The 22,019-nt window shown below is 61.8% G+C and carries 21 protein-coding genes; 10 read left to right on the top strand and 11 right to left on the bottom strand.

The annotated features are described in order from the left end of the window. The first annotated feature begins 76 nt into the window (after window positions 1-76). A complete protein-coding gene (locus tag LUN51_RS01490; protein WP_277809833.1) occupies window positions 77-697 on the top strand; it encodes a hypothetical protein in 621 nt (206 codons plus the stop codon). 54 nt (window positions 698-751) lie between these two features. Here the strand turns inward: LUN51_RS01490 and LUN51_RS01485 are convergent, their stop codons facing one another. The 7 genes from LUN51_RS01485 to LUN51_RS01455 form a co-directional block, all read right to left on the bottom strand. Then, the gene (locus LUN51_RS01485; RefSeq protein WP_277809832.1) at window positions 752-1,609 is read right to left on the bottom strand and encodes a universal stress protein; all 858 of its coding nucleotides are present in this window, start codon (window positions 1,607-1,609) and stop codon (window positions 752-754) included. 111 nt (window positions 1,610-1,720) lie between these two features. Beyond that, the gene (locus tag LUN51_RS01480) at window positions 1,721-3,211 is read right to left on the bottom strand and encodes a SulP family inorganic anion transporter (RefSeq protein ID WP_277809831.1); all 1,491 of its coding nucleotides are present in this window, start codon (window positions 3,209-3,211) and stop codon (window positions 1,721-1,723) included. A gap of 295 nt (window positions 3,212-3,506) precedes the next feature. Further along, window positions 3,507-4,238: an HAD family hydrolase gene (locus LUN51_RS01475; protein WP_277809830.1), complete on the bottom strand. Its 732-nt coding sequence runs from the start codon at window positions 4,236-4,238 to the stop codon at window positions 3,507-3,509. A 61-nt stretch (window positions 4,239-4,299) separates the two neighbouring features. Then, window positions 4,300-5,115 (bottom strand): slipin family protein, encoded by an 816-nt coding sequence (locus LUN51_RS01470; RefSeq protein WP_277809829.1) that lies wholly within the window; start codon window positions 5,113-5,115, stop codon window positions 4,300-4,302. Between the two features lie 66 nt (window positions 5,116-5,181). After that, entirely contained in the window at window positions 5,182-6,567 is a 1,386-nt protein-coding gene (locus LUN51_RS01465; RefSeq protein ID WP_277809828.1) for an NfeD family protein, read from the bottom strand. Further along, window positions 6,551-6,973, bottom strand: coding sequence for a hypothetical protein (locus LUN51_RS01460; protein ID WP_277809827.1), 423 nt, complete (start codon window positions 6,971-6,973; stop codon window positions 6,551-6,553). The genes LUN51_RS01465 and LUN51_RS01460 overlap by 17 nt, the downstream gene beginning before the upstream one ends. A 45-nt stretch (window positions 6,974-7,018) precedes the next feature. Beyond that, the gene (locus LUN51_RS01455) at window positions 7,019-7,888 is read right to left on the bottom strand and encodes a LysR substrate-binding domain-containing protein (protein WP_277809826.1); all 870 of its coding nucleotides are present in this window, start codon (window positions 7,886-7,888) and stop codon (window positions 7,019-7,021) included. A gap of 156 nt (window positions 7,889-8,044) precedes the next feature. Between LUN51_RS01455 and LUN51_RS01450 the strand changes: the two genes are divergently transcribed. From LUN51_RS01450 to LUN51_RS01440, 3 genes are all read left to right on the top strand, one after another. Then, entirely contained in the window at window positions 8,045-9,271 is a 1,227-nt protein-coding gene (locus tag LUN51_RS01450) for a TauD/TfdA family dioxygenase (protein WP_277809825.1), read from the top strand. Next, window positions 9,271-10,209: an ABC transporter substrate-binding protein gene (locus LUN51_RS01445; protein ID WP_277809824.1), complete on the top strand. Its 939-nt coding sequence runs from the start codon at window positions 9,271-9,273 to the stop codon at window positions 10,207-10,209. Before LUN51_RS01450 ends, LUN51_RS01445 begins: the two co-directional genes overlap by 1 nt. Window positions 10,210-10,304: 95 nt before the next feature. Continuing rightward, window positions 10,305-10,985, top strand: coding sequence for a TVP38/TMEM64 family protein (locus tag LUN51_RS01440; RefSeq protein ID WP_277809823.1), 681 nt, complete (start codon window positions 10,305-10,307; stop codon window positions 10,983-10,985). A gap of 17 nt (window positions 10,986-11,002) precedes the next feature. Here LUN51_RS01440 and LUN51_RS01435 read toward each other — a convergent pair whose 3' ends face one another. Both LUN51_RS01435 and LUN51_RS01430 read right to left on the bottom strand, forming a co-directional pair. Beyond that, window positions 11,003-12,310: a glycosyltransferase gene (locus tag LUN51_RS01435; protein ID WP_277809822.1), complete on the bottom strand. Its 1,308-nt coding sequence runs from the start codon at window positions 12,308-12,310 to the stop codon at window positions 11,003-11,005. 101 nt (window positions 12,311-12,411) lie between these two features. Further along, window positions 12,412-13,338, bottom strand: coding sequence for a LysR family transcriptional regulator (locus tag LUN51_RS01430; protein ID WP_277809821.1), 927 nt, complete (start codon window positions 13,336-13,338; stop codon window positions 12,412-12,414). A 125-nt stretch (window positions 13,339-13,463) separates the two neighbouring features. Here LUN51_RS01430 and LUN51_RS01425 point away from each other — a divergent pair, with 125 nt between their 5' ends. Further along, on the top strand, window positions 13,464-14,534 hold the full coding sequence (locus LUN51_RS01425; RefSeq protein WP_277809820.1) for a tartrate dehydrogenase: 1,071 nt from the start codon (window positions 13,464-13,466) through the stop codon (window positions 14,532-14,534). 100 nt (window positions 14,535-14,634) lie between these two features. Next, window positions 14,635-15,072, top strand: a complete 438-nt coding sequence (locus LUN51_RS01420; protein ID WP_246895446.1) for a hemerythrin domain-containing protein — start codon at window positions 14,635-14,637, stop codon at window positions 15,070-15,072. Window positions 15,073-15,182: 110 nt separating this feature from the next. On the opposite strand, the gene LUN51_RS01415 is transcribed toward LUN51_RS01420, so the two are convergent. Continuing rightward, window positions 15,183-16,817, bottom strand: coding sequence for a methyl-accepting chemotaxis protein (locus LUN51_RS01415; protein WP_277809819.1), 1,635 nt, complete (start codon window positions 16,815-16,817; stop codon window positions 15,183-15,185). 250 nt (window positions 16,818-17,067) lie between these two features. Between LUN51_RS01415 and LUN51_RS01410 the strand changes: the two genes are divergently transcribed. After that, window positions 17,068-18,099, top strand: coding sequence for an SMP-30/gluconolactonase/LRE family protein (locus LUN51_RS01410; RefSeq protein ID WP_277809818.1), 1,032 nt, complete (start codon window positions 17,068-17,070; stop codon window positions 18,097-18,099). 97 nt (window positions 18,100-18,196) lie between these two features. Here LUN51_RS01410 and LUN51_RS01405 read toward each other — a convergent pair whose 3' ends face one another. Beyond that, window positions 18,197-19,507, bottom strand: a complete 1,311-nt coding sequence (locus tag LUN51_RS01405) for a carbohydrate porin (protein WP_277809817.1) — start codon at window positions 19,505-19,507, stop codon at window positions 18,197-18,199. A 316-nt stretch (window positions 19,508-19,823) separates the two neighbouring features. Between LUN51_RS01405 and LUN51_RS01400 the strand changes: the two genes are divergently transcribed. The 3 genes from LUN51_RS01400 to LUN51_RS01390 all read left to right on the top strand — a co-directional run bounded on the left by LUN51_RS01400 (window position 19,824) and on the right by LUN51_RS01390 (window position 22,003). After that, entirely contained in the window at window positions 19,824-19,955 is a 132-nt protein-coding gene (locus LUN51_RS01400; protein ID WP_257467369.1) for a hypothetical protein, read from the top strand. A 2-nt stretch (window positions 19,956-19,957) separates the two neighbouring features. Further along, entirely contained in the window at window positions 19,958-20,941 is a 984-nt protein-coding gene (locus tag LUN51_RS01395) for a succinylglutamate desuccinylase (protein WP_277809816.1), read from the top strand. A 291-nt stretch (window positions 20,942-21,232) separates the two neighbouring features. Further along, window positions 21,233-22,003, top strand: coding sequence for an ABC transporter ATP-binding protein (locus tag LUN51_RS01390; RefSeq protein WP_246895451.1), 771 nt, complete (start codon window positions 21,233-21,235; stop codon window positions 22,001-22,003). The last annotated feature ends 16 nt before the right edge of the window (window positions 22,004-22,019 follow it).

The following is a 22,019-nucleotide window of genomic DNA, read 5'->3' as shown; positions in this document are numbered from 1 at the left end:
TATCGCTTGCCACCATCAAGCTTGGCGCGACGGGGCCGATAATGAGGCATACGCCTGAGGCAATGGAAACGACTCGATGAAACGCTTGGCTCTGACGCTCGCCGTGCTGCTCGCGACCGCCCTGCTGGGAGGTGCGCTGCTGATGGCCACCGACCTTGACTGGCCGCTGCCGCCTTCGGCATTGATACCGCTAGGCGCCTTCGTCCTCGCACTGGGCGCGTTGGCGATCCTGGCGCTGCTCGGCCTGGCGTTCTGGCAGCAGCTCGTGCAACAACAGCGAGCGCTCCGCGACAGTCTCGATGCCTTGGCGCATCACGGACGCACGCAAACCACTGCCTTGCTGGCCGAGCATTTCATGCAGCATGTCGAACGCTTGTTGGAGAAGGAAGGATTGGACCCGAACAAGCGCAATGTATTGCGCTGCCTGTCCATCGATGCGTTACGCGGCAACAGCGGGCGCGGCGATCCCAACTATGCGCGTCTGGCACGGCTCTTCGAATGGTTCGATGGCGAGGCACGTGCCACCGACGATGGCGTCGAACGGCGACGCCTGCTAGTACCGGTGTTGATGCAGTATGCGGATGTCGCCGTCCAGCTATGCCGTGTCGGCGAAAGCGAAGAGGAGCGTCTGGGCGAGTTCCTGAGTCATCAGCCGCCGGCGGCAACGCAGATGGACGACGCCACGCCAACGGAGTAAGCCGTCGGCGTGGCGAGCACTCAATAACGAGTACTCATCCATAAAAAGAAACGCTTAACGCAGTAGCAGTAACGGCGACTGGGCGCGGCGAATCATCGCCGTGGTGGTGCTGCCCACCAGGAACTGGCGAATGCGCGAATGGCCGTAGGCCCCCATCACCAGCAGTTCGATAGCATGCTCGCGCTGATAATCGCACAGCACCTTCTCGACCTCACCGGCAATAATTTGCGTATGCACGGTGCTACTGGTCGGCGCTAGCTGTTTCTCCGCCCAGGCCAGTTGCTCGCGATGTTCGTCGGTGTCGGCCCCCACCAGCACCAGGTGGCATTCCAGGCCACGCAACAACGGACGCTCCGCCAGCAATTCGACCATCTTGCGGGTGGTGGGCCCGCCGTCGAAGGCGATGAGATAGCGCGACGGGGTCGTGAAGGTTTCCGGTACCACCAGAATCGGCCGGTGCAGCCCACGGATCACGCGTTCGAGATTGCTACCCATGTGCTCCGGCGCCGAATCGGCCGATTCACCGCGCTTGCCCAGCACTACCAAGCGGGATTCCTCCTCGATTTCAGCCAGCGCCTCGACCAGTTCGCCGTTGCGCTGGCGCGTTTCGACCTCGGCGATGCCGGCGGCCTCGGCGCGCTCACGTGCGGCACTCAGCATCAAGCGGCCATGTTCTTGCGCCACCTTGCCACGCTGCTCATCCAAGGTCGCCAACTCTTCGAGAAGATGCTCGCGCGAGCCGAGCCCGATGTTGCCGCGCGGGTCGAACTGGCTGGGCGCCTGGTTACGATCCAGCACATGCACGAACGATAGCGGGACATCCATGCGCTGGCTCGCCCAGACCGCCGCTTCGCTCACGGTTTCCGCATAGTTCGAGCCATCGATACACGCCATGACGTGGGGGGCTTTCATGTGGCGGGCTCCTTCCAATGTTCTTATCGGGTCCCATCGTAATGGGGCTAACTGCATGATACTCAGGGCGGGGGAGACTTGTCGTCTCCCCTTTAAGGCTCAGGTCGCGACTCAGTGACCCATGAGTTTTTCCACGGCATCGGGCTTGTCGTGCACCGCGAACCGGTCCACCAGGGTGGCGCTAGCTTCGTTGAGCCCCACGACCTCTACCTCGGTCCCCTCACGACGAAACTTGATGACGACCTTGTCGAGTGCGCCCACGGCGGTGATATCCCAGAAATGCGCGCGGGTCAGGTCGATACGCACGCGCTCCACGGTTTCCTTGAAGTCGAAGGCATCGGTGAAGCGATCCGCCGAGGTGAAGAACACCTGGCCAACGACACGATATACGCGTGTCTTGTCGTCATCGCCTGTCTCGCTGCCCACGTAGAGGATCTGGCCGACCTTGTTGGCGAAGAACAGCGATGCCAGTAGGACACCCACTAGCACGCCGATGGCCAGGTTGTGGGTCGCCACCACCACCGCCACCGTGGCGAGCATGACGATATTGGTCGACATCGGGTGCTTGCGCAGATCGCGCAGCGACTCCCAGCTGAACGTCCCGATGGCGACCATGATCATTACCGCCACCAGCGCCGCCATGGGAATTTGCGCGACGAGATCGCCAATGAATACCACCATGATCAGCAGGATGACCCCCGCGCACAGCGTGGAAAGCCGCGTACGTCCGCCGGATTTGATGTTGATCACCGACTGCCCGATCATCGCGCAGCTCGCCATACCGCCCAGAAAGCCGGTGGCGATGTTGGCCACGCCCTGGCCCTTGCACTCACGGTTCTTGTCGCTGGGCGTATCGGTGAGTTCGTCGACGATGGTCGCGGTCATCAGCGACTCGAGCAGCCCCACCACCGCCAGCGCAGCAGAATAAGGGAAGATGATCGCCAGGGTCTCGAAATTGAGCGGCACATCCGGCCACAGGAAGACCGGCAGCGTATCCGGCAGCTCGCCCATATCGCCCACGGTGCGCACCATGGAGAAATCGCCCAGCATGTAGATCGCCGTGAGCACGATGATGCACACCAGCGGCGACGGCAGCATGCGACCGATGACCGGCACGTAGGGGAACAGGTAAATGATCGCCAGGCCGCCGGAGGTCATGGCGTAAACGTGCCAGGTCACATCGGTCAACTCCGGCAATTGCGCCATGAAGATCAGGATCGCCAGGGCGTTGACGAAGCCCGTGACCACCGAACGCGAAACGAAGCGCATCAAGGCTCCCAGACGCAGATAGCCGGCCACGACCTGCAATACCCCGGTCAGCAGGGTCGCGGCGAGCAGGTACTCGAGTCCATGTTCCTTGACCAGGGTCACCATGAGCAGCGCCATGGCGCCGGTAGCGGCGGAAATCATCCCCGGCCGACCACCAGTGAAAGCAATCACTACCGCCATGGAAAAGGACGCGAAGAGCCCCACCTTGGGGTCGACCCCGGCAATGATCGAGAAGGCGATCGCCTCGGGGATCAGCGCCAGCGCCACCACGGCGCCAGCCAGGACGTCCGATCGGACGTTCGAGAACCAACGTTGTTTGATTGATGCGTACATGCGTGTGTCCAGTCGATGAGAAAGGTCAGAAGTTTCACGCGGCGCGCCTGGCGACGGCTCATCCGGTCACGGGCATCGTGTCATGGATCGATGTCTAAAATGCGACGGGAACCGAGAAGACGGCCGAACGCGGCCCCGCTGGACGCGTCATGCGTTCAGCGGGGCCGCGCAGGAGCGAAGAGGCGCTCCGGGGAGAGGGAGAAACGCTAGGGCGGCGTTGCGCTCATAAAATCAAGCGGCCTTGAACGGTCGGTTGTGGGCACATAAGGTCATGTGCCCGGGAAAGCGCGAGATTCTACCAACTCGACGTTGCTTTTGCACCTTTGGTCGTAGCTGCTGGCGCCTTGCGCCAGTCGAATCGCGGCCAGCCACGCTGTTCGGCGACACGCGCCAGCCGAGCGTCAGGCTGCGTGGCATGCGCATGGTCGACATGCTCGAGCAGCGGCAGATCATTGTGCGAATCGCTATAGCCCCAGAGGGTGTCGGGACGCGTGTGCTCGACATCACGCTCGGCCAACCAAGCCTCCAGTGCCGTCAACTTGCCCGACTGGTAGGTCACGACGCCGGTAGGTTCGCCGGTGAAGCGCCCTTCGGCGTCGAACGCGGGACGCGTGGCCAGGGCCTCGTCGGCACCGACCTCACGCGCGATAGGGTCAACCAAGTGATGCATCGAGGCCGAGATGACCAAGGTGGCGTGCCCCTGGTCGCGGTGCCAAGCCAGGCGCTCCAGCGCGCCGGGCATCAGCCGCGGACGGATCCACGCCTCAACGAACGCCACGACCTCGTCGCGCACCGTCTCGCGCCGACGCCCGATCAACGGCGCCAACACGAAGCGCAAGTGCGCCTGCATATCCAGCGTGCCGGCGTGATACTGCTGGTCATGACGCGCCACCTGCTCCATGAACGCCTCGCCATCCTCCACCCAGTGGCGCCTTACCAACCAAGCGATCCACAGGCCGGTGCAATCGCCGTCGAGCAGGGTATCGTCGAGATCGAAAATCGCCAGATGGCGGCTGTCAGAAGGCATGGCGCCTGGCTCCTAGTGAAAACGAGGCGCCATTCTAACCGCTCGATATGACAGCCGTCTGTCACGCTTCGTTGCCTGGCGTCTCGTTTTTGGATGACGAACCGCTCGTCGAGGCGGCTCCCGACTTGTTCAAGTGCCCTTTGAAGGCCTCCATGATATCCATCGGCAACGGGAAGACGATGGTCGAGGCGTTTTTGTTGCTCATGTCGCTGAGCGTCTGCAGATAGCGCAGTTGCAAGGCCGCCGAGTTGCTGGCCATGACATCGGCGGCCTCGACCAGCTTGTGCGAGGCCTGCAGCTCACCCTCGGCATGGATCACCTTGGCACGCCGTTCGCGCTCGGCTTCGGCTTGCCGGGCGATGGCGCGGATCATGCTCTCGTCGAGGTCGACATGCTTGATCTCGACATTGGCGACCTTGATGCCCCACGACTCGGTCTGCGCATCGAGGATTTCCTGTATATCGTTGTTGAGGCGGTCGCGTTCGGACAGCATCTCGTCGAGATCGTGCTTGCCGAGTACCGAGCGCAGGGTCGTCTGCGCCAGCTGGCTGGTGGCGACACCGAAGTTCTCGACCTGGATGATGGCCTTCTCCGGGTCGACCACGCGAAAGTACAGCACCGCGTTGACACGCACGGTGACGTTGTCCTGCGAGATGACGTCCTGCTCCGGCACATCTAGCGTCACGGTGCGCAGATCGACGACCTGCATCTTCTGAATCCCCGGGATCAGCAACAACAGCCCCGGCCCCTTCACCGCCTGAAAACGGCCCAGGAAGAACACCACGCCGCGCTTGTACTCCGGCAAGATGCGTATCGCCGCAAACAGCAACAGCACGACCAGGACGATCGGCACTAAATAGGCATAACTCGCGTACATGGCGTTACTCCTTCTCGATGAACCCTTCTCGATAAACGATAGCGTGCCCCAGGCGCCGCATGGCGACTAAGGGGTTGCCGTCATTGGCTCGACGATCAGCGTCAAGCCCTCGTTGGATACGATCCGCACCCGCTGACCGCGCGCCACGGGCGATGCACAGCGCGCCTGCCAGCGCTCGCCGTGTACCATGACCTTGCCCTGCCCCTGGAAATCCGCCAGCACGGTGGCCTCTTGGCCGATCATTTCCTCCTGGCCGCCCTGTGGACGACGTTGGCGCATTCCCAAAAAGCGTGTCACCACCCACAACAGGAAGCCGGCAGCCACCAGCGCCACACCGCCTACCAGGGGCCAGGCCAGCGCCTGGTGCGTGTCATCCATCAACATCACCGAACCGGCAACGAAGGCCGCCAGGCCGCCGAATCCCAGTACCCCAATGCTGGGCACGAACGCCTCGGCCACGACCAGCGCCATGCCCAGGAAAATCAACACCAGGCCCGCATAACCGACCGAGAGCATCTGGAAAGCGTACATGGCCAATACCAGGCTGATGGCGCCGATCACGCCGGGAAAGAGAGTGCCTGGACTCAGCAATTCGAAGACCAGCCCGTAGAAGCCGATGATCATCAGGAAATAGGCGACGTTGGGATCGGTGATGAATGCCAGCACCTTAGCGCGCCAGTCCGGTGGCTGACGCTCAAGCGTCATGTTTTCCGTAGAGAGCGTGCGCTCCCCGTCTTCCATGACCACACGCCGCCCGTCGAGCTGGGTCAGCAAGTCGTCGAGATCGTTCGCCACGACCTCGATGACATTGGCCTCCAGCGCCTCGTTGGCCGTGAGATTGGCCGCCTCGCGCACGGCGCGTTCGGCCCACTCGGCGTTGCGTCCATGGCGCTCGGCCAACGAGCGAATCGTGGCCACCGCATCCTCGAGGACCTTGCGCTCCATCGCCGAGGACGATGCCTGCTGGTCGGCGCCTTCCTCCGAATCGCCCGATGTTGGCTCGCCACCGCCGCCGCCACCGCCAAGCTGTACCGGTGTCGCCGAGCCAAGATGCGTAGCCGGCGCCATGGCGGCGACATGGCTGGCGTAGAGCAGATAGGTGCCGGCACTGGCGGCACGCGCTCCGGCAGGCGATACGTAGCTGACCACCGGTACCGACGAGGCCAGCATCGCACCGATCATGTCGCGCATCGCGGCGTCCAACCCACCGGGCGTGTCGAGTTCGAGAATCACCAGCGATGCGCCTGCTTCGTCGGCACGCTCAAGCCCGCGCTGAAAGTAATCGCTGGTGGCAGGGCCGATGCTGCCATCGATACTCAGGACCACGCCGTGGGGCGCGTCACTAGAGTCGGATTGCGCACTCGCCAGCCACGACAATCCCAGGCCCGCGAGTACCAGGCAGGCCCACATCAGGCAGCGGCGCAGCGCGACTCCGTCACTGCGGCGTAGCATCGCGGCTCTCCGAAGCCGAGGCACAGGGCATGGGGCGCGTCGACCAAGTGGTGGCACCATCGTCCCCGCGACATACTCGGCTACCTTCAGGCGTGGCGGAGCGTGCTTCGACGCCTGGCGACGGTGACGCGCTGGGCTGCACTATGATCGACGGGTACACATTGACGCGATCGCGCCCTTCTCGCCACCCACGTTCACCCCATCCATGCCAGGCATGACGCTCACGGTCGTAGTGTCTGCCCTCATGTCCGGCCTGGTACGACTCGAGCGGCAGCAAGCGCCCGCTATCGGGATCGTAGACCTTCACACCGTCCGCGCTGGCCGTCGTGATCCCTGACACCGCCAACAACAAGACAATACCCATCGCGACAGGCATTACACCACCCGCGTGCCGATACCTCGTCATGCTCGTCTCCTCGGGCTCGCCAGCCTCATTCATGGGCCACTTACATCAGTCTAGTTCACGTGCATCACGCAACCATTCCCATAATGCCTCGCATGCAGGACGCAATACCCGCGCCTGCGGACGTACCAGCCAGAAGGCCTCGTCGGTGGGCATGCACAATTCAAAGGGGGCCACCAAATCGTCGCGTCCATCGAAAAGGCGCCGATGGGTCAGCGCGATGCCCGCGCCGCGTGCAGCCAACGCCAACGTGGCCACCTGGGTATCGCAAATGAACGAAGCACAACGCGCTTCCAGCCCCTCGGACCCGGCTAGTGCCAGCCAGCTCGGCCAGCCCAGAGCGAAGCCAGCGGCATGCAACAAGGTATGCCCAGCCAAGTCGCCGGGCGTCTGCAACTCACGGGCCAGGTCTGGCGAGCATACCGGCAGCATGACTTCCTCGTTGAGCAGCACCGACTCCATATCGGCCCAATCACCCTGGCCGTAGCGAATCTCCATATCCACGCCCTCTGCGCCGAAGTCTCCAGGCCATACGGCACTCACCACGCGTACCGTTATATCGCGATGCCGTTGATGGAACCGGGTCAACTCGGTCGCCAACCAGCCATTCTGCAAGGCGGGCGTGGCGCGCAGCGTGACCGGCGCGTCGGGGTGCGGTCCGAAGACCTCGGCAGTACCTTCGGCGATGCGTGTAAAGGCCTCCTGAATGCTTGGCAGCCAGGCCTGTCCGGCCGGCGTCAGCGACAGGCTCCGCGGGTGCCGCACGAATAGCGCCTGGCCGAGACGGTCTTCGAGCAGGCGAATCCGTTGGCTAATGGCCGACTGCGTCACGCCCAGCTCGCGACCAGCCTGGGTGAAACTCAGCGTACGCGCGGCAGCCTCGAAGGCTTGCATCCACAGAATCGGTGGCAGGGACATGGTGAACTCGGTGGTAATGGACGTCCGCCCATGATCGTCAATAAGCTGCCCATTAGCAAAGCTTGGCCTTAGGTCCGATATTCATCGTTTGTCTAATGTCGCCATGAGGCGACATGCTAGAGGCCGATTCGCACGACCCAACACCAGGAGGCCGATATGCAGTCCCAGAGCCAATCCCCCGCCGTCGAAATGAGTGAGCTGTTCCCTTACGTACAAGGGCCCGCGTTGCGCACCAGCCAGGCCCACGACAAGGCGCTGGAGGTAACCTGGGATAACGCCGATACCGCGCGTTACAGCTATCGTTGGCTGCGCGATCACTGCGCTTGCCCCGAATGCCGTCACCCCATGACGCGTGAACGCCTCTACAAGCCTCTCGAAGACGAAAACTTCCTGAATGCCCACCCCGAAGCTGCCGTCGAAGACGGTGTGCTGGTGCTGCGCTGGGCCGACGGACACGAATCGCGCTTCGATGCCGGCTGGCTGCATCAGCGTCGTCCTGAAACGCACATCGATGATGGCGTCCCACGTGCCGCCGCGTGGCCGGAAGGCTTCACACCGGCTCACGTGCCGCATGCCGAGATGATGGGCGGTAACCAAGGCCGTCGTGAGTGGTTGACTGCCCTGCTGCGCGATGGTTTGGTCCTGCTCGACGACGGCCCGCGCGAGCTCGAGGAAGTCGTGCGCATCGCCGAGCTCTTCGGCCCGATGCGTGCCACCAACTTCGGGGCGCGTTTCGACGTTCAGTCCAAGCCCAACCCCAATAATGCCGCTTACACGGCCATCGGCCTCGAGCTGCATTCCGACCTCCCCAACTGGCGCCATCCGCCGGACATCCAGCTGCTGTATTGCCTGGAAAACGAAGCCGAAGGCGGCGAATCGCTGTTCGCCGATGGCTTCGCCGTGGCCGAGGCACTGCGCCACGAAGCACCGGACGTTTTCCTTCGCCTACGCGACACGCCTATCGATTTCCGCTTTCAGGACGAGGATAGCGACATCGCCGTGCGCGCACCGGTCATTGACGTCGATGACACAGGCCGCCTTCGCGAAATCCGCTTCAACAACTGGATTCGCGACACCCTGCGTCTCCCGCCGGAAGAAGCCGATGCCTGGTACGAAGCATACCTGATCTTCTGGCAGCGCCTGCGCGAGCCGCGCTTCCGCGTCGACTTCGCGCTCGAACCTGGTCAGATGGTGGCCTTCGATAACCGCCGTGTACTGCATGGGCGCGGCGCCTTCGACCCCAATACCGGACGCCGTCACCTGCAAGGCACCTATTTGGATATCGACCACCTCGAATCGCATCTACGCGTGTTGGCGCGCCACGCCTCTACCGCCGCGCCCACTACTCCGACAACATCCACCAATGAAACGGGAGTTTCTTAATGTCTCATTCGCTTCGTCCCTTACTCGTCGGACTACCGCTAGCCGCCGGTATCGGCCTGGCACTGCCGGCCCAGGCAGCTAACACGGTCAATTTCGGCGTGCCCTCGTGGCCCGGGATTACCGTCAAGACCGAGATCGCCAGCCAGCTGTTGGCCCCCCTCGGTTATCAGGCGAAAACCGACAACATCGGCCTGCAGGTCATCTACCAGGGCATGGAAAACGGTGATGTGGACGTCTTCCTGGGTGGTTGGCTTCCGGCACAAGAACCGATGCTCACGCCAATGGAAGACAAGGGAAGCGTGACGCGTATCGCCAACAACGTCGATGGCGCACAAATGACGCTGGCCGTGCCCGAGTATGTCTACGAACAAGGCGTAACCTCGTTCGAAGATCTCGACGAGCACCGCGACATGTTCGACGGCAAGATTCATGGCTTCGGCGCCGGCTCCGCCGCCAGCGAGATCCTCAACAAGGCGATCGATAACGACACCTGGGGACTCGGCGACTGGCAGCTAGTGGATACCAGCACCGTTGGCATGCTAAGCGCGGCGCGCGATTCCATCTCACGCGAGGACCCCATCGTATGGGTCGGCTGGACGCCGCACTGGATGAACCTCGAGCTGCCGATGCGCTACCTGGAGGACAGCAAGAACCTGTTCGGTGAAGGCAACGGTGCCAGCCAGGTGCTGACCCTGATGGGCTCAGACTTCGCTGACGAAAACCCCAACCTGACGGCGTTCTTCGAGAACTACACCTTCACGGCGGAACAGCAGAGCTGGATGATCAAGGCCTTCGGTCTTGACGAGAAGGCGCTTGATACCGTAGCCACGACCTGGATCGAGGATCATCCGGATCGCGTTAAGGAAATGCTCGACGGCGTGACCACCACCGATGGCGACGCGGCTTGGCCGGTTGTGAAAGAGGCATTGTCACTGTAAGACTGATCCGCGTTCGACACGGCACGCAAAGTGCCGTGTTTTCCCCGTGCGGGCTCTCACGTATGCTTAGCGCAGTTCACGCTTAGAGGGCCCGCATGTCTCGTTCTCTCGGAATTCTCTTCGCCTTGCTCGGTGTCATGCTCGGCTGTGGCCTGCTTTGGCAATGGCTCGCCATGCACGACATCCTGACCCCGCAAGCACTGCTTCATCTGCTGCAAAATGCCGCCTCATGGCGCGACGCCCCCTGGGCGCCCCTGGCCGTCATGGGTGTGTATGCACTCACTTCCCTGGTCGCCTTTCCATTGAGCATACTGGTCGCCGCAACTGGCCTAGTCTTCGGTCCCGCCTGGGGCTTCGTCTACGCCATGCTGGGGACGCTATCGGCGTCGATCGCCACTTACTGGGTAGGAAGAGCGCTGGGGCGCGACGCACTACTGCGCTACGGCGGAAAAAAGCTCAACGGCCTGGCTCGCCTGCTCGCCGGACGCGGCGTGCGCACCATGGTGCTGTTCAATCTTCTACCGTTGGCACCTTTCACCCTGACCAACATGCTGGCCGGCGCCTGCCATTTGCGTTTTCGCGATTACATGCTCGGCTCCACCTTGGGGATCGCCCCGGGGTTGCTCGGGGTCGCCTTGCTGGGAAGTCAGTTGGGATCGCTGGTCACCGCTGAAAGCCTCGAGGGATTGCTGATCGCCGCCGGCGGCATCGTCGTCGCAATGGGTATCTTGTGGGGACTCAAGCGTTATGCAGAGCGACGTAGCAAGCGTGTGTAATGCCCACCTGTGAGCGCTCACTTACTGGGAGCTTCTTCCTTGGCCTGGACTGCGTCGCGCTCCGGCATGGTTTGAAACACCGATCGCAATACCCGGCCGCGATGCCGCAGCAAACGCCACTCGCCTTCAAGACGCCCACGTACCTTCTCCCAGGCGCCATCATCACGCTCCGCCGCGCTCGCCTCGGCCTCAAGCACCTGACGATAGATGCCCAAGCAGCGCTCGGCACAGCGTCGATCATCGAGCTTATGCGCGCTGTCGAACGCTCCCTGACGCAACCTGGCATGCAATGTCGGTTCTTGAAGCGTTTCCAACGCTTTCGCGAACGTCTCGACATCGTCGCTCGGAAGCATAATGCCGTTGACGCCGTCGCGCAGGACTTCGCGCACGCCACTGGCGTCGACCGCCGCCACCGGCAGGCCCGCCGCCATGGCTTCGGCGATGACCATACCTTGGGTTTCACTGTGCGAGGCGAAGGCAAAGGTATCCATCGCATGATAGGCATCGATCAAGGCCTGGTCGTGCAACTTGCCGGTGTAATGAAAACGATCAGCCACCCCCTCGCGGGCGGCATGGTCGTGCATCACCGTACGTGCTTCGCCCTCGCCGACGACCAAGACCCGAGCCTTGGGATGACGCGCCAGGAAACGCGACAACGCCGCGGCCAGAAAACCTAAGTTCTTCTCCATCGCCAGACGCCCCACGTGCCCTATCACCATCGCATCCTCAGGGATGCCAAAGCGCTGACGCCAGCGCGCCCCATCCCCCCGGCCAAAGGCGCGCGTATCCACGCCACTCGGGATCACGCGGACCTTGTCGGGCACCACGCCCCGTTGAGCCAATAGTGCAGCGATACTCTCGCTGGGTGCGATCACTGCATCGCATAACCGCGTGTACTCACTGGATAAAGCGATAGCGAAACGCTGCATGCGCGGCGAGTCGCCGGGCACGTAATGCGTGTAGTGCTCGTAAAGCGTGTGATGGGTAAAGACCAGCGGCAGGCCATAGGTTTGCGCCACGCGTGCTGCGGTATCACCGAGCAGGAAGGGGTGGTGGGAATGCACCAGGTCGGGCTCGAACGCCTCGATGGCCTCGTAGAGTTGGCCGGGCACCGGCACCGGAAGAGAAAAGTCACTGCCATTGAAGCGCTGCATGGCCACCACACGCACCACATCGCGCTCGAAACGTGGCTGACCGTCCAGTTTGGGCGCGACGACCAACACACTGTGCCCCGCATGCTGCAGGCACCGCTTGAGACGCTGAACGGATTCACTCACTCCACCCACGGTCGGACAGTAGGTGTTGGTGAACATCAGGATATTCAATCCCTCGACTCCCTATGACCTCGAAAGCGCGACGCCGGCCTGGCCCGCCGCAAGGCGGCATATCATAGCAGATAGCATGGCACCAAAGGCCAGCGATGGGGTTAACGTGATGCGTCAGGTAACTCGGGCACACGGCCGGTCATCTCCGTGATCATGAAATCGATGAACCTGCGCATCCGTACGCTGTCCCGCATTCGCTCACTGTAAAGCAGGTAAAAATCCGCGCGAACTCCCTGCCACTGCGGCAACAAGGCCACTAGTTCGCCGCTCGCCAGGTACTCATGGACATCCCACCACGAGCGCAACAATACGCCGTGGCCATCGAGTGCCATCCGCGTCATGGCCTCGGCATCGTTGCTCGCCAGTCGACCGTGAACGCGTATGGCGCGCTGAGTACGTATGCCGTCGGTGGACTCGAACCGCCATAGTGAATAGTCGGTATCGTTCTCGCGTACGATCAGGCATCGATGGTGAGCCAGATCCTCCAGCCGTTCGAGCCTCGGGGCGTTGGCTAGATAATCAGGTGCCGCGCAGAGTATCCGACGGTTGGTGAGCAACCGCCTGGCGATCCAACGCGAATCCGGCGGCTCGCCGACGCGGATGTTGATATCGAACCCCTGCTCATCGAGCCCCAGCGGGAAGCTGGTCAATTCCAGCAGCAGTTCCAGTTGAGGATGGAGCTCGGCAAAGCGCGAGATCAGCGGCGCCACATGGCGCCGTCCGAAGCCGAACGTGGCATTGATTCGAAGCCGTCCCGACAACGAAGCGCCTTGGTCCCGCAATGAGTTTTCGAGATCCCCCAGGTCACCGAGAATCATCGCGCCACGCGCCAGATAGCGCTCGCCTTCGGCGGTCAGGGTCAGCCGGCGCGTAGTGCGCGTGGCAAGCGACACATCGAGTCGCGCCTCTAGCTGCATGAGACGCTTGCTCACCGCCGATAGCGACAGGCCGAGCTCACGCGAGGCGCCAGTCAAGCTCCCCGAGCGCGCCACCTGCTGAAAGAAGGCTAGATCGTCGAGCGGTGTCACACCATTCTCCACTTTTATTCAACAGTAGCTTGCATTATAGCCTGATTATCATCGCGTTGCCGCACGCTAGACTCAAGGGACGCACCCAAGACATACCGCCCCACCTATTATTGAAGGAGCCTTTCATGACCGCACACAACATCGCCGTCATTCCTGGCGACGGCATCGGCACCGAAGTCACCCCAGAGGGCGTTCGCGCGCTCCAGGCCGCGGCCCAACGCTTCGACATCGACCTCACCTTCGAAGACTTCGACTTCGCCAGCTGCGACTATTACCTCGCGCACGGCCAGATGTTGCCAGACGACTGGAAAGCCACGCTGTCCCGCTTCGACGCCATCTTCTTCGGCGCCGTGGGCCTGCCCGACAAGGTCCCCGACCACATCTCACTATGGGGATCGCTGCTGCAGTTTCGGCGTGAGTTCGACCAATACATCAACCTGCGTCCTTGCAAGTTAATGCCTGGCATCAAGAGTCCTCTGGCCGACCGCCAGCCCGGCGACATCGACTTCTACGTGGTACGCGAGAATACCGAAGGCGAGTATTCGAGCATCGGCGGCAAGATCTTCGAAGGCACCGAGCGCGAAACGGTGATGCAAGAGACTGTGATGACCCGCACCGGCGTCGACCGCGTTCTCAAATACGCCTTCGAACTGGCCAAAAAGCGCCCGCGCGGCAAGCTCACCTCGGCCACCAAGTCCAACGGCATCTCGATCACCATGCCCTACTGGGACGAACGCGTGAAAGCCATGCACACGGCTTATCCCGAGGTCGATGTGGATCAGTTCCACATCGACATCCTCACCGCCAATTTCGTGCTCCACCCCGACTGGTTCGACGTGGTCGTCGCCAGCAACCTGTTCGGCGACATCCTCTCCGACCTGGGTCCTGCGTGTACCGGCACCATCGGCGTCGCGCCCTCGGCCAACATCAACCCGGAAGGCAAGTTTCCCAGTCTCTTCGAACCCGTTCACGGCAGCGCGCCGGATATCGCAGGCCAGGGCATCGCCAATCCCATCGGCCAGATCTGGTGCGGCGCCATGATGCTCGATCATCTGGGTCACGAAGATGCCGGCAAGGCCATGCTCGACGCCATCGAGTCGGTGCTCGCCAAGGCCGATCCCAACGTGCTGACGCCCGACCTCAAGGGCCAGGGCACGACACGAGATCTGGCGCAGGCCATCATCGAGGCGATCTGAGGGCGCTTGGGTCGCACGAGTCCCGCGAGTCGCCTAAGGTAGGTGGGCACGTGGCACGACAAGCCACGGCCCAGACCGTAATCGCTCCAGGGAGAGGACCATGACGATATTCGAAGCACTGCGTGAGAGTCACGACAGGCAGCGCACCTTGCTCGACCTGCTGGTCAAGACGCACGGCGATAGTGATGGTCGCGACGAGTTGTTCAAACGCGTGCGCGCCGAGCTGGAACATCATGCGGGGGCGGAAGAGCGCGCGCTCTACATCCCCATGATGGAACACGATATGACGCAGGAAAAAGCCCGCCACAGCGTCGCCGAGCATCATGAGATCGACGAACTGATCGAAACCCTGCAACAGACCGATTACAGCTCACCGTCCTGGCTGGCAACGGCGCGCCAACTGCAGGAGATGGTCACTCATCATCTCGACGAAGAAGAACAGGAAGTCTTCCAACTGGCCGGTCGCGTCTTCGACGATGCAACCAAGCAGTCGCTGGCCGACACCTACCAGGAAGAAATGCGGCGCCTGGCATCTTGAGAGGAGGACTGATAGCCACGTCATAACGCAAACGCCCGGCGAGATATTCTCGCCGGGCGTTCGTGTCTTCCGCCGTCGCAAGTTGCGAGGCGAACGTTACAGGACCGGTATCAGTGGTCCGATGCTACGCGGAAGCGCACCACGGCCTGATAAAGATCACCCGCTTGCGTTTCGAGCGAACCGGCAGCACCCGCGGCCTGCTGTACCAGCGCCGCGTTTTGCTGCGTGACCTGATCCATCTGCGTCACGGCCTGATTGACCTGCTCGATCCCCGAGGACTGCTCTTGTGAAGCAGCGGAGATTTCAGCCATCAAGTCGCTGACACGCTGGGCGCCCTCGCGGATCTCGCCCATCGCGCTATCGGCCTGATCAACGAGTTCGGCACCAGCGTTGACGTGGCTCACCGAACCTTCGATCAGTGACTTGATATCACGCGCGGCATCCGCGCTGCGACTGGCCAGATTGCGCACTTCACTGGCGACCACCGCGAAACCACGGCCCTGCTCGCCGGCACGCGCCGCTTCCACCGAGGCATTGAGCGCCAGCAGGTTGGTCTGGAAGGCGATGTCATCGATCATCGAGATAATATCGGCCACCTTGCTGGAACTGCTGCGGATCTCACCCATGGTACTCACCACCTGGGAAATCACCTCCTGGCCATGCGCTACTGACGCCGTCGTGGCATCCGACACTTTATTGGCCTGATCGGCATTCTCCGCATTCTGACGCACGGTCGCCGTCAGCTCTTCCATGCTCGACGCAGTTTGTGCAAGCGACGCCGCCTGCTCCTCGGTCCGTGCGGACAGATCGTTGTTGCCCGTAGCGATCTCTCGCGAGCCTTGATCGATAGCTTCCCCGGACTCACGGATACGCGCGATCGTCTTGCTCAGCTCGAGACGCATACGCTCGATGGCATACATCAAACTTTGCGTATCGCCCTCGCGCAACGCGGTGGGCGTGGTCAGATCGCCTTCGGCGATACGTCCCACGACGCGGGCGGCTTCATCCGGCTCACCGCCCAGGCTGCGATATACATTGCGGATCACCAGCAGGAAAGCCGCGGTCAGGAGACCACCCGCCACCAGTAAGACCAACGCGTACTGCCACAACTTGTCGATGAAGGCCGACTGAATGTCGTTGGTGTAGACACCCGCCGCCATGTTCCAGCCCCAAGGCTCAAAGCGCTCGACATAGCTGAGCTTGGGAAAGAGCGCATCGCTGCTGGCATCACGCGAGGAATACGGCAGATAACCGCCGCCCTCCTCGCCGAGCGACGCCAGATCACGATACACCGCGACGCCGTTGGGGTCCTCGTAGTCCGACATATCCGAGCCCGCGTCACGGCGAGGGTGATAGACGAGTTTCGCGTCAGCATCGAAGACGAAGACATAATTGTCACGGTCGGCACCGAAGCGCATCGCGTCGAGATCCTCGGTGGCCCGCGCCTTGGCCTCTTCTTCACTCAGCTCACCTGCTTCGACTCGCTCGGCATAGCCGTTCAGCAGGGTATGCACCATACCAATAGTGTTGGAAAGCGCCGCCTGGCGCTCATCGAACATCGTATTCCGGCTCTGCCACGCCATGCTGACCACGATAGCAATCATCACCAACCACATCAGTGCCAGCGTCAGCCATAACTTTCCCTTGAGCGTCCACTGCTTACGTGTCGTCTCCGCATGAGAACCGTCCGATACCACCGGCGCCGTCGGTTCGCCCGCGTGAGCGACCACGTTCGAATTAGCCATTGACCCCCCTTGCCCTTTGCGTACATTCATCATGATTGATGCAAGAGAGTTATCGACCGTCGTGGCCTGTTCTTTAGGGTATTGCCGTAATGTGAGTGCCCACTTCGACCAGCACTCTTATGACGTGCGTCACCGTCGTCCCTCGCCCATTGGTCGAATAGGTTCAACATACGTACATATTAGTTCTACATTCAAAAAGACAGGGACCCCTCATACATCACACTCAACGAATGCAAAGGATCTTCACGCCATGCAGATGGGACGTCGCCAGTTTCTCGCCACTTCCAGCGCCCTTGCCGCCACGGCTACCTTCGCGCCGACGCTATTGGCGCACACGAACGGTGCCGGCACACCACAGCGTTATCCAGATGATGCCTGGGAAGTGCTCGATGACCGTTTCAAGCCCTATTACGTCTTCAACACGCCACTGGAACGGCAATGGACCGGAGGCCTTTGGCTCGAGGGCCCGGCCTGGAATGCCGTGGGCCGCTATGCCGTATTCAGCGACATTCCCCGCGCCCGTCAGATGCGCTGGGATGAAGCCACCGGTGAGGTTAGCGTGTTGCGCGAAGGCGTCGGCCACTCCAACGGTAATACCTTCGACCGTTGGGGGCGGCTGGTAGCGTGTGAGCACTCACCCGCGCGCGTGGTGCGCTACGAGTGGGACGGCAGCGTCACTACCCTGGCCGATCAGTTCCAGGGCAAGCGCCTCAATGCGCCCAACGATTTGGTTGCCCTCGACAATGGCGGCATCCTGTTCACCGACCCCGGCTACGGCGCGCACGTGGATTATGAAGGCCACAAACGCGAACTCGAGCTTGACCCGGCGATCTACTACATCGACGACGATCTCGACGAGCCACGCTTATTTTCTGATGCGCTCTACAAGCCCAACGGCATTGCGCTCTCCGCCGACAAACGCACGCTCTACGCCAGCGACACCGCACCGTCCCACTATCCCGACCAACCGGCCACCATCTCGCGCTGGCGCCTGGCGGAGGATGGTACCGCGCAAGGCGAGCGTGAGACGGTGATCTCGAGCAAGGATGAAGGCTACGACGGCATCACGCTGGATCAGGACGGCAATATCTGGGCCGGCGTGTCAGGCGGGGAAGGCAAGGACGGAGTCTCGGTCTTCACCCCCGACGGCGAGCGCCTAGCGCGGATTCTGCTACCCGAAGTCTGCGCTAATCTCTGCTTCGTGGGCGAAGACCGCAACCGCTTGCTGATGACGGCCAGCCAGTCGATCTACACGCTCTATACCGGTGCCAGGGGCGCCTGATCACCGCCACCCACGCTTCCAGCAAACGCCCGGTTTTCATGATGAAAACCGGGCGTTTCGTGTTGTCCGGCAACGCGCGATGAGCTCAAAGCGTGACTCAGAAGCTCGCCTGGATTGTGGTGCCGGCGATCCAGGCGTTGTCGACCGAATCCACCGCCGACGGATTGACTACGTACTGCAGGTTGGGACGCAACGCCAAGTAGTTGGTCAGGTTGAAGCTGTAGTAAACCTCGGCATCATACTCGTGACCCTGGCGTGGCAATGGCGAGGATAAACCCGCCGGTGTGGCGTTGTAGTAGTCAACGTAGTCGTTGACGTCGTCATTGACGTGGAGATACGCCAACCCGATGCCGGCGTCATCCTGCGGGCGGGCGTCGAATGGCCCCTCGTAGGTCGCACCAACCGAAACGTAGCGATCGATACCCGCCGTATCGCCGTGGTTGGCATTGCCCATGCTGAATAGCGTCAGCCCGCGATCGGGATTGCCGCCGCGCGTCGTCACCTGCTGCTGAACCACGTAGTAGAGCCCGGTATTGGTATCGCTGGTCTCCGTTGCCGGGCCATCGCCATACGCACGATTCTCGACATTCTGTGTGTAGAAGCCGAGCTTGTAGGCGCCTTCCATGCCATTCAACGTCGGGGTATACCCGAGCTCCACCGGGAAAAGCGTGCCTTCAGTGCCACTGGTGCGAAGATCGAAGCCGTTGTCGTTTTCCAAGTTGCTGTCATTGATATTGAAAGCTCCCAACTGGGCATACCAACCGGATGCGAAGTTCGTGCGGATAACCGCCGCCCACTGCGAGATCGGCCAGTTATAGATATTGTTGCCCCAGTTGCCCGGCTGCGCCCCGCCGAACGCCAGATTCTGGAACTTGCTGTCGATGGTGGCAAAGTCATCGCCGAAGGGAATCCGCCCCAGCTTGATAGCCAAGGCGTCGTCGAAGAACCGCTGGCGATACCAGAATTGCGTCAGTCGCGTGACCGGCCCGCGCCCCTGCACTTCCTGCACGTTGGAGCCACCGACCGTCGCATCCGGGTCGCTGAGCCGGTCGTTGGCAGTATGGCCATTGCGATTGACCATCGTTATCTGGAACTCCGCGTCGGGAATACCGGCCAGCTTGTCGAGATCGAAGTTGGCCCCGACGGCGAGCTGATCGGCGTACTTGGTCACGTGACTGTCGCGATAGCCTCCGTCGAGAATGGTGGCGGCCTCGCCGACGTAATCAAAGCTGAAAGCAACGCCGGCGTCTTCCAGCGCGGTGCGCTCTCCTCCCCAATCACCGAGCATATAAGGGGAATCCGGGGAGAAGGCCGAGTAGGCATTGGCTATACCGGCGATAAGGAAGCTGCCGATGATGATGAGCGGCGCGCCACCTGCGCGAAGCCTGCCGAACGTGCGCGAGGTCATGATGTTTTCATCCTCTTTTAGTTAGCGTGTTATCAATAGCACGTTAATAATATTCTCGAATACGGCATCATGGAAGCCTCTCTTGCCCCAACAGCCCCTCTTGCTCTCGTCGTCGATTATCCTCAGCGATACGGTTTTCATCTTGAGACCGGGCATTTTCATTACTCCGACTTCCCCTCTTGTGGTCGCGCGCCCGACTCGTACTGTAGAGACATCGACATTGCTAATGCCGTATTAGCGATGCTTGCAGCCAACAGCACGCCCGCTCGCGGATCGCGACCACGCGGACGTCGCCATAACACAACAGGCGCACGACATGATCGACCAAGCGTTCCTCACGCCGTCATCGAATCACGACGGGGCTCTTGAGCAAGACTCCTTAGTTACCGGCATGCATATCCTCGGTGCCGTCACCGATGCATGCGGTGCGCACCGCGAGGAGCGCTGAGCATGCTCGACGACTGGCTCGCCTTCAGCCTCGACGGTACGCCGCCGGCCGTCGATCGGGGCACGGTGCCGGGCGGTCGCTACCGCCTGCTGGCGCCGGGGCTGCTGGAGTTGATTCCCGACACTCCCGCGCCCAATGCCCATGCCTGCGTCATCTCGGCAGGCATCCACGGCAACGAGACCGCGCCCATCGAACTCGTCGGCGCATGGCTGGCGCGCCTTGAGGTCGGTCAACTCAGACTCGGCGCGCCGGTGCTGGTGATCCTCGGCAACCTCGAGGCGATTCGACAGGGCGTGCGCTTTTGCACCACCAACCTCAATCGCCTGTTCCAGCGAGGCCTGGATCTGGAAGGCGACGAGCCCGACCGCGCCCGCGAGTTGATGAGCGCGGTGGACGCCTTCTTTGCCCGCCATCGCTTGCCGCGCCTGCATTACGATATGCACACCGCGATTCGCGACAGCCGCTACCCACGCTTCGCCGTCGAGCCCTTCGCCGAATCCGAGACCGATCCCGTTCAATGGCATGGACTGGCCGCCGCCGGCATGCAGGCAGCCCTGCATCAGCATCGCCATAGCTGGACCTTCTCGCATTATTCCAAGCATTATCACGCCGCGCAGGCATTCACGCTGGAACTCGGCAAGGTGCGCCCCTTCGGCGACAACGACCTCGACGCGCTGGCAGGAATGCTCGCACTGCTCGAAGCGTTGCTTGAGGGTCGACCGGCACCGTCGGGGAATCTCGAGGATGTGCGTTTCTTCAGGGTCGTCAGCGAGCTGATGCGCCAGTCGCAGGACTTCTTGCTGTGCTTCTCCGAGGAAACGCCAAATTTCACCGAATTCGCCGTGGGCACGCGACTCGCGCATGATGGCCAAGCCGGCGACACCGTCGTTGAAGAGGCACCGGTGGCGGTGGTGTTCCCCAACGCCCAGGTGGAACTCGGCGCGCGCGCGGCGCTACTGGTACGCGCGTGCCCACCGCCGACATGACGATTTCCCGCTCCCCCTCGTGCACCACGAGGGCACAGGTACTTTCAGGCAGTACCTAGCACAACACTCAATGACAACAATACAGGACTACTTTCATGCACAAGATGACGCACTCATACGACAAACGTCGTATCATCGGCCGCCAAATCGAGCCTGCTCGGTCGCCCGCGGCCTGCTAGAATCGCTCCCTTTTTGCGCTAGCCTCCCCAAGGTTGTCGCACCGCGCTCACTGGCTTTTTCATCGCCGCCCGGTGTGCCAACCGTGACTTACCGCCACGTTTGGAGCTTTTCATGGCTGATACGCCCATTCCCCTCGAAGTGCGAGACATCACCAAGCGCTTCGGTGACACCGAAGTCCTCAAGGGACTCTCTCTCACCGCCCACAAAGGCGACGTGATCACGCTGATCGGTGCCTCCGGCTCCGGCAAGAGCACTTTCCTGCGCTGCATGAATCTGCTCGAACAACCCAATGAAGGCGAGTTGATCGTGCATGGTGAGAACATCGCCTTCAAAACCACGCGTCGTGGCCGCGAGCCGGTCGACTGGAAACAGGTCGAGCGCATTCGCGCCAAGCTTTCGATGGTCTTCCAGAGCTTCAATCTCTGGGCCCATATGACACTGCTGGAGAACGTCACTGAAGCGCCGATTCACGTGCTCGGCAAGTCAAAGCGCGAAGCGACCGAACACGCACGCCAACTCCTCGACCGTGTGGGGCTGCTCGACCACGCCGACTACTACCCGGCGCAAATGTCCGGCGGCCAGCAACAGCGTGGTGCCATCGCCCGGGCGCTGGCCATGGACCCGGAAGTAATGCTATTCGATGAGCCGACCTCGGCGCTCGACCCTGAACTCGTCGGCGATGTGCTCAAGGTCATGCGCGACCTCGCCGAAGAGGGACGCACCATGATCGTGGTGACCCACGAGATGAGCTTCGCCCGCGACGTCTCCTCGCAAGTGATCTACCTGCATCAGGGCATGGTCGAGGAAATCGGTCCGCCGAAAGAGGTCCTCGACAACCCGCAGTCGGACCGCCTCAAGCAGTTCCTGGCTCCGAAGCACTGACGCCCGACGGGAGAAA

It is taken from the genome of Chromohalobacter canadensis, assembly GCF_029544075.1.
In the GTDB taxonomy this organism is placed as follows: domain Bacteria; phylum Pseudomonadota; class Gammaproteobacteria; order Pseudomonadales; family Halomonadaceae; genus Chromohalobacter; species Chromohalobacter canadensis_A.
The sequence above is the reverse complement of the archived record's forward strand: the minus strand, read 5'-3'. Positions and strand labels throughout refer to the sequence as shown.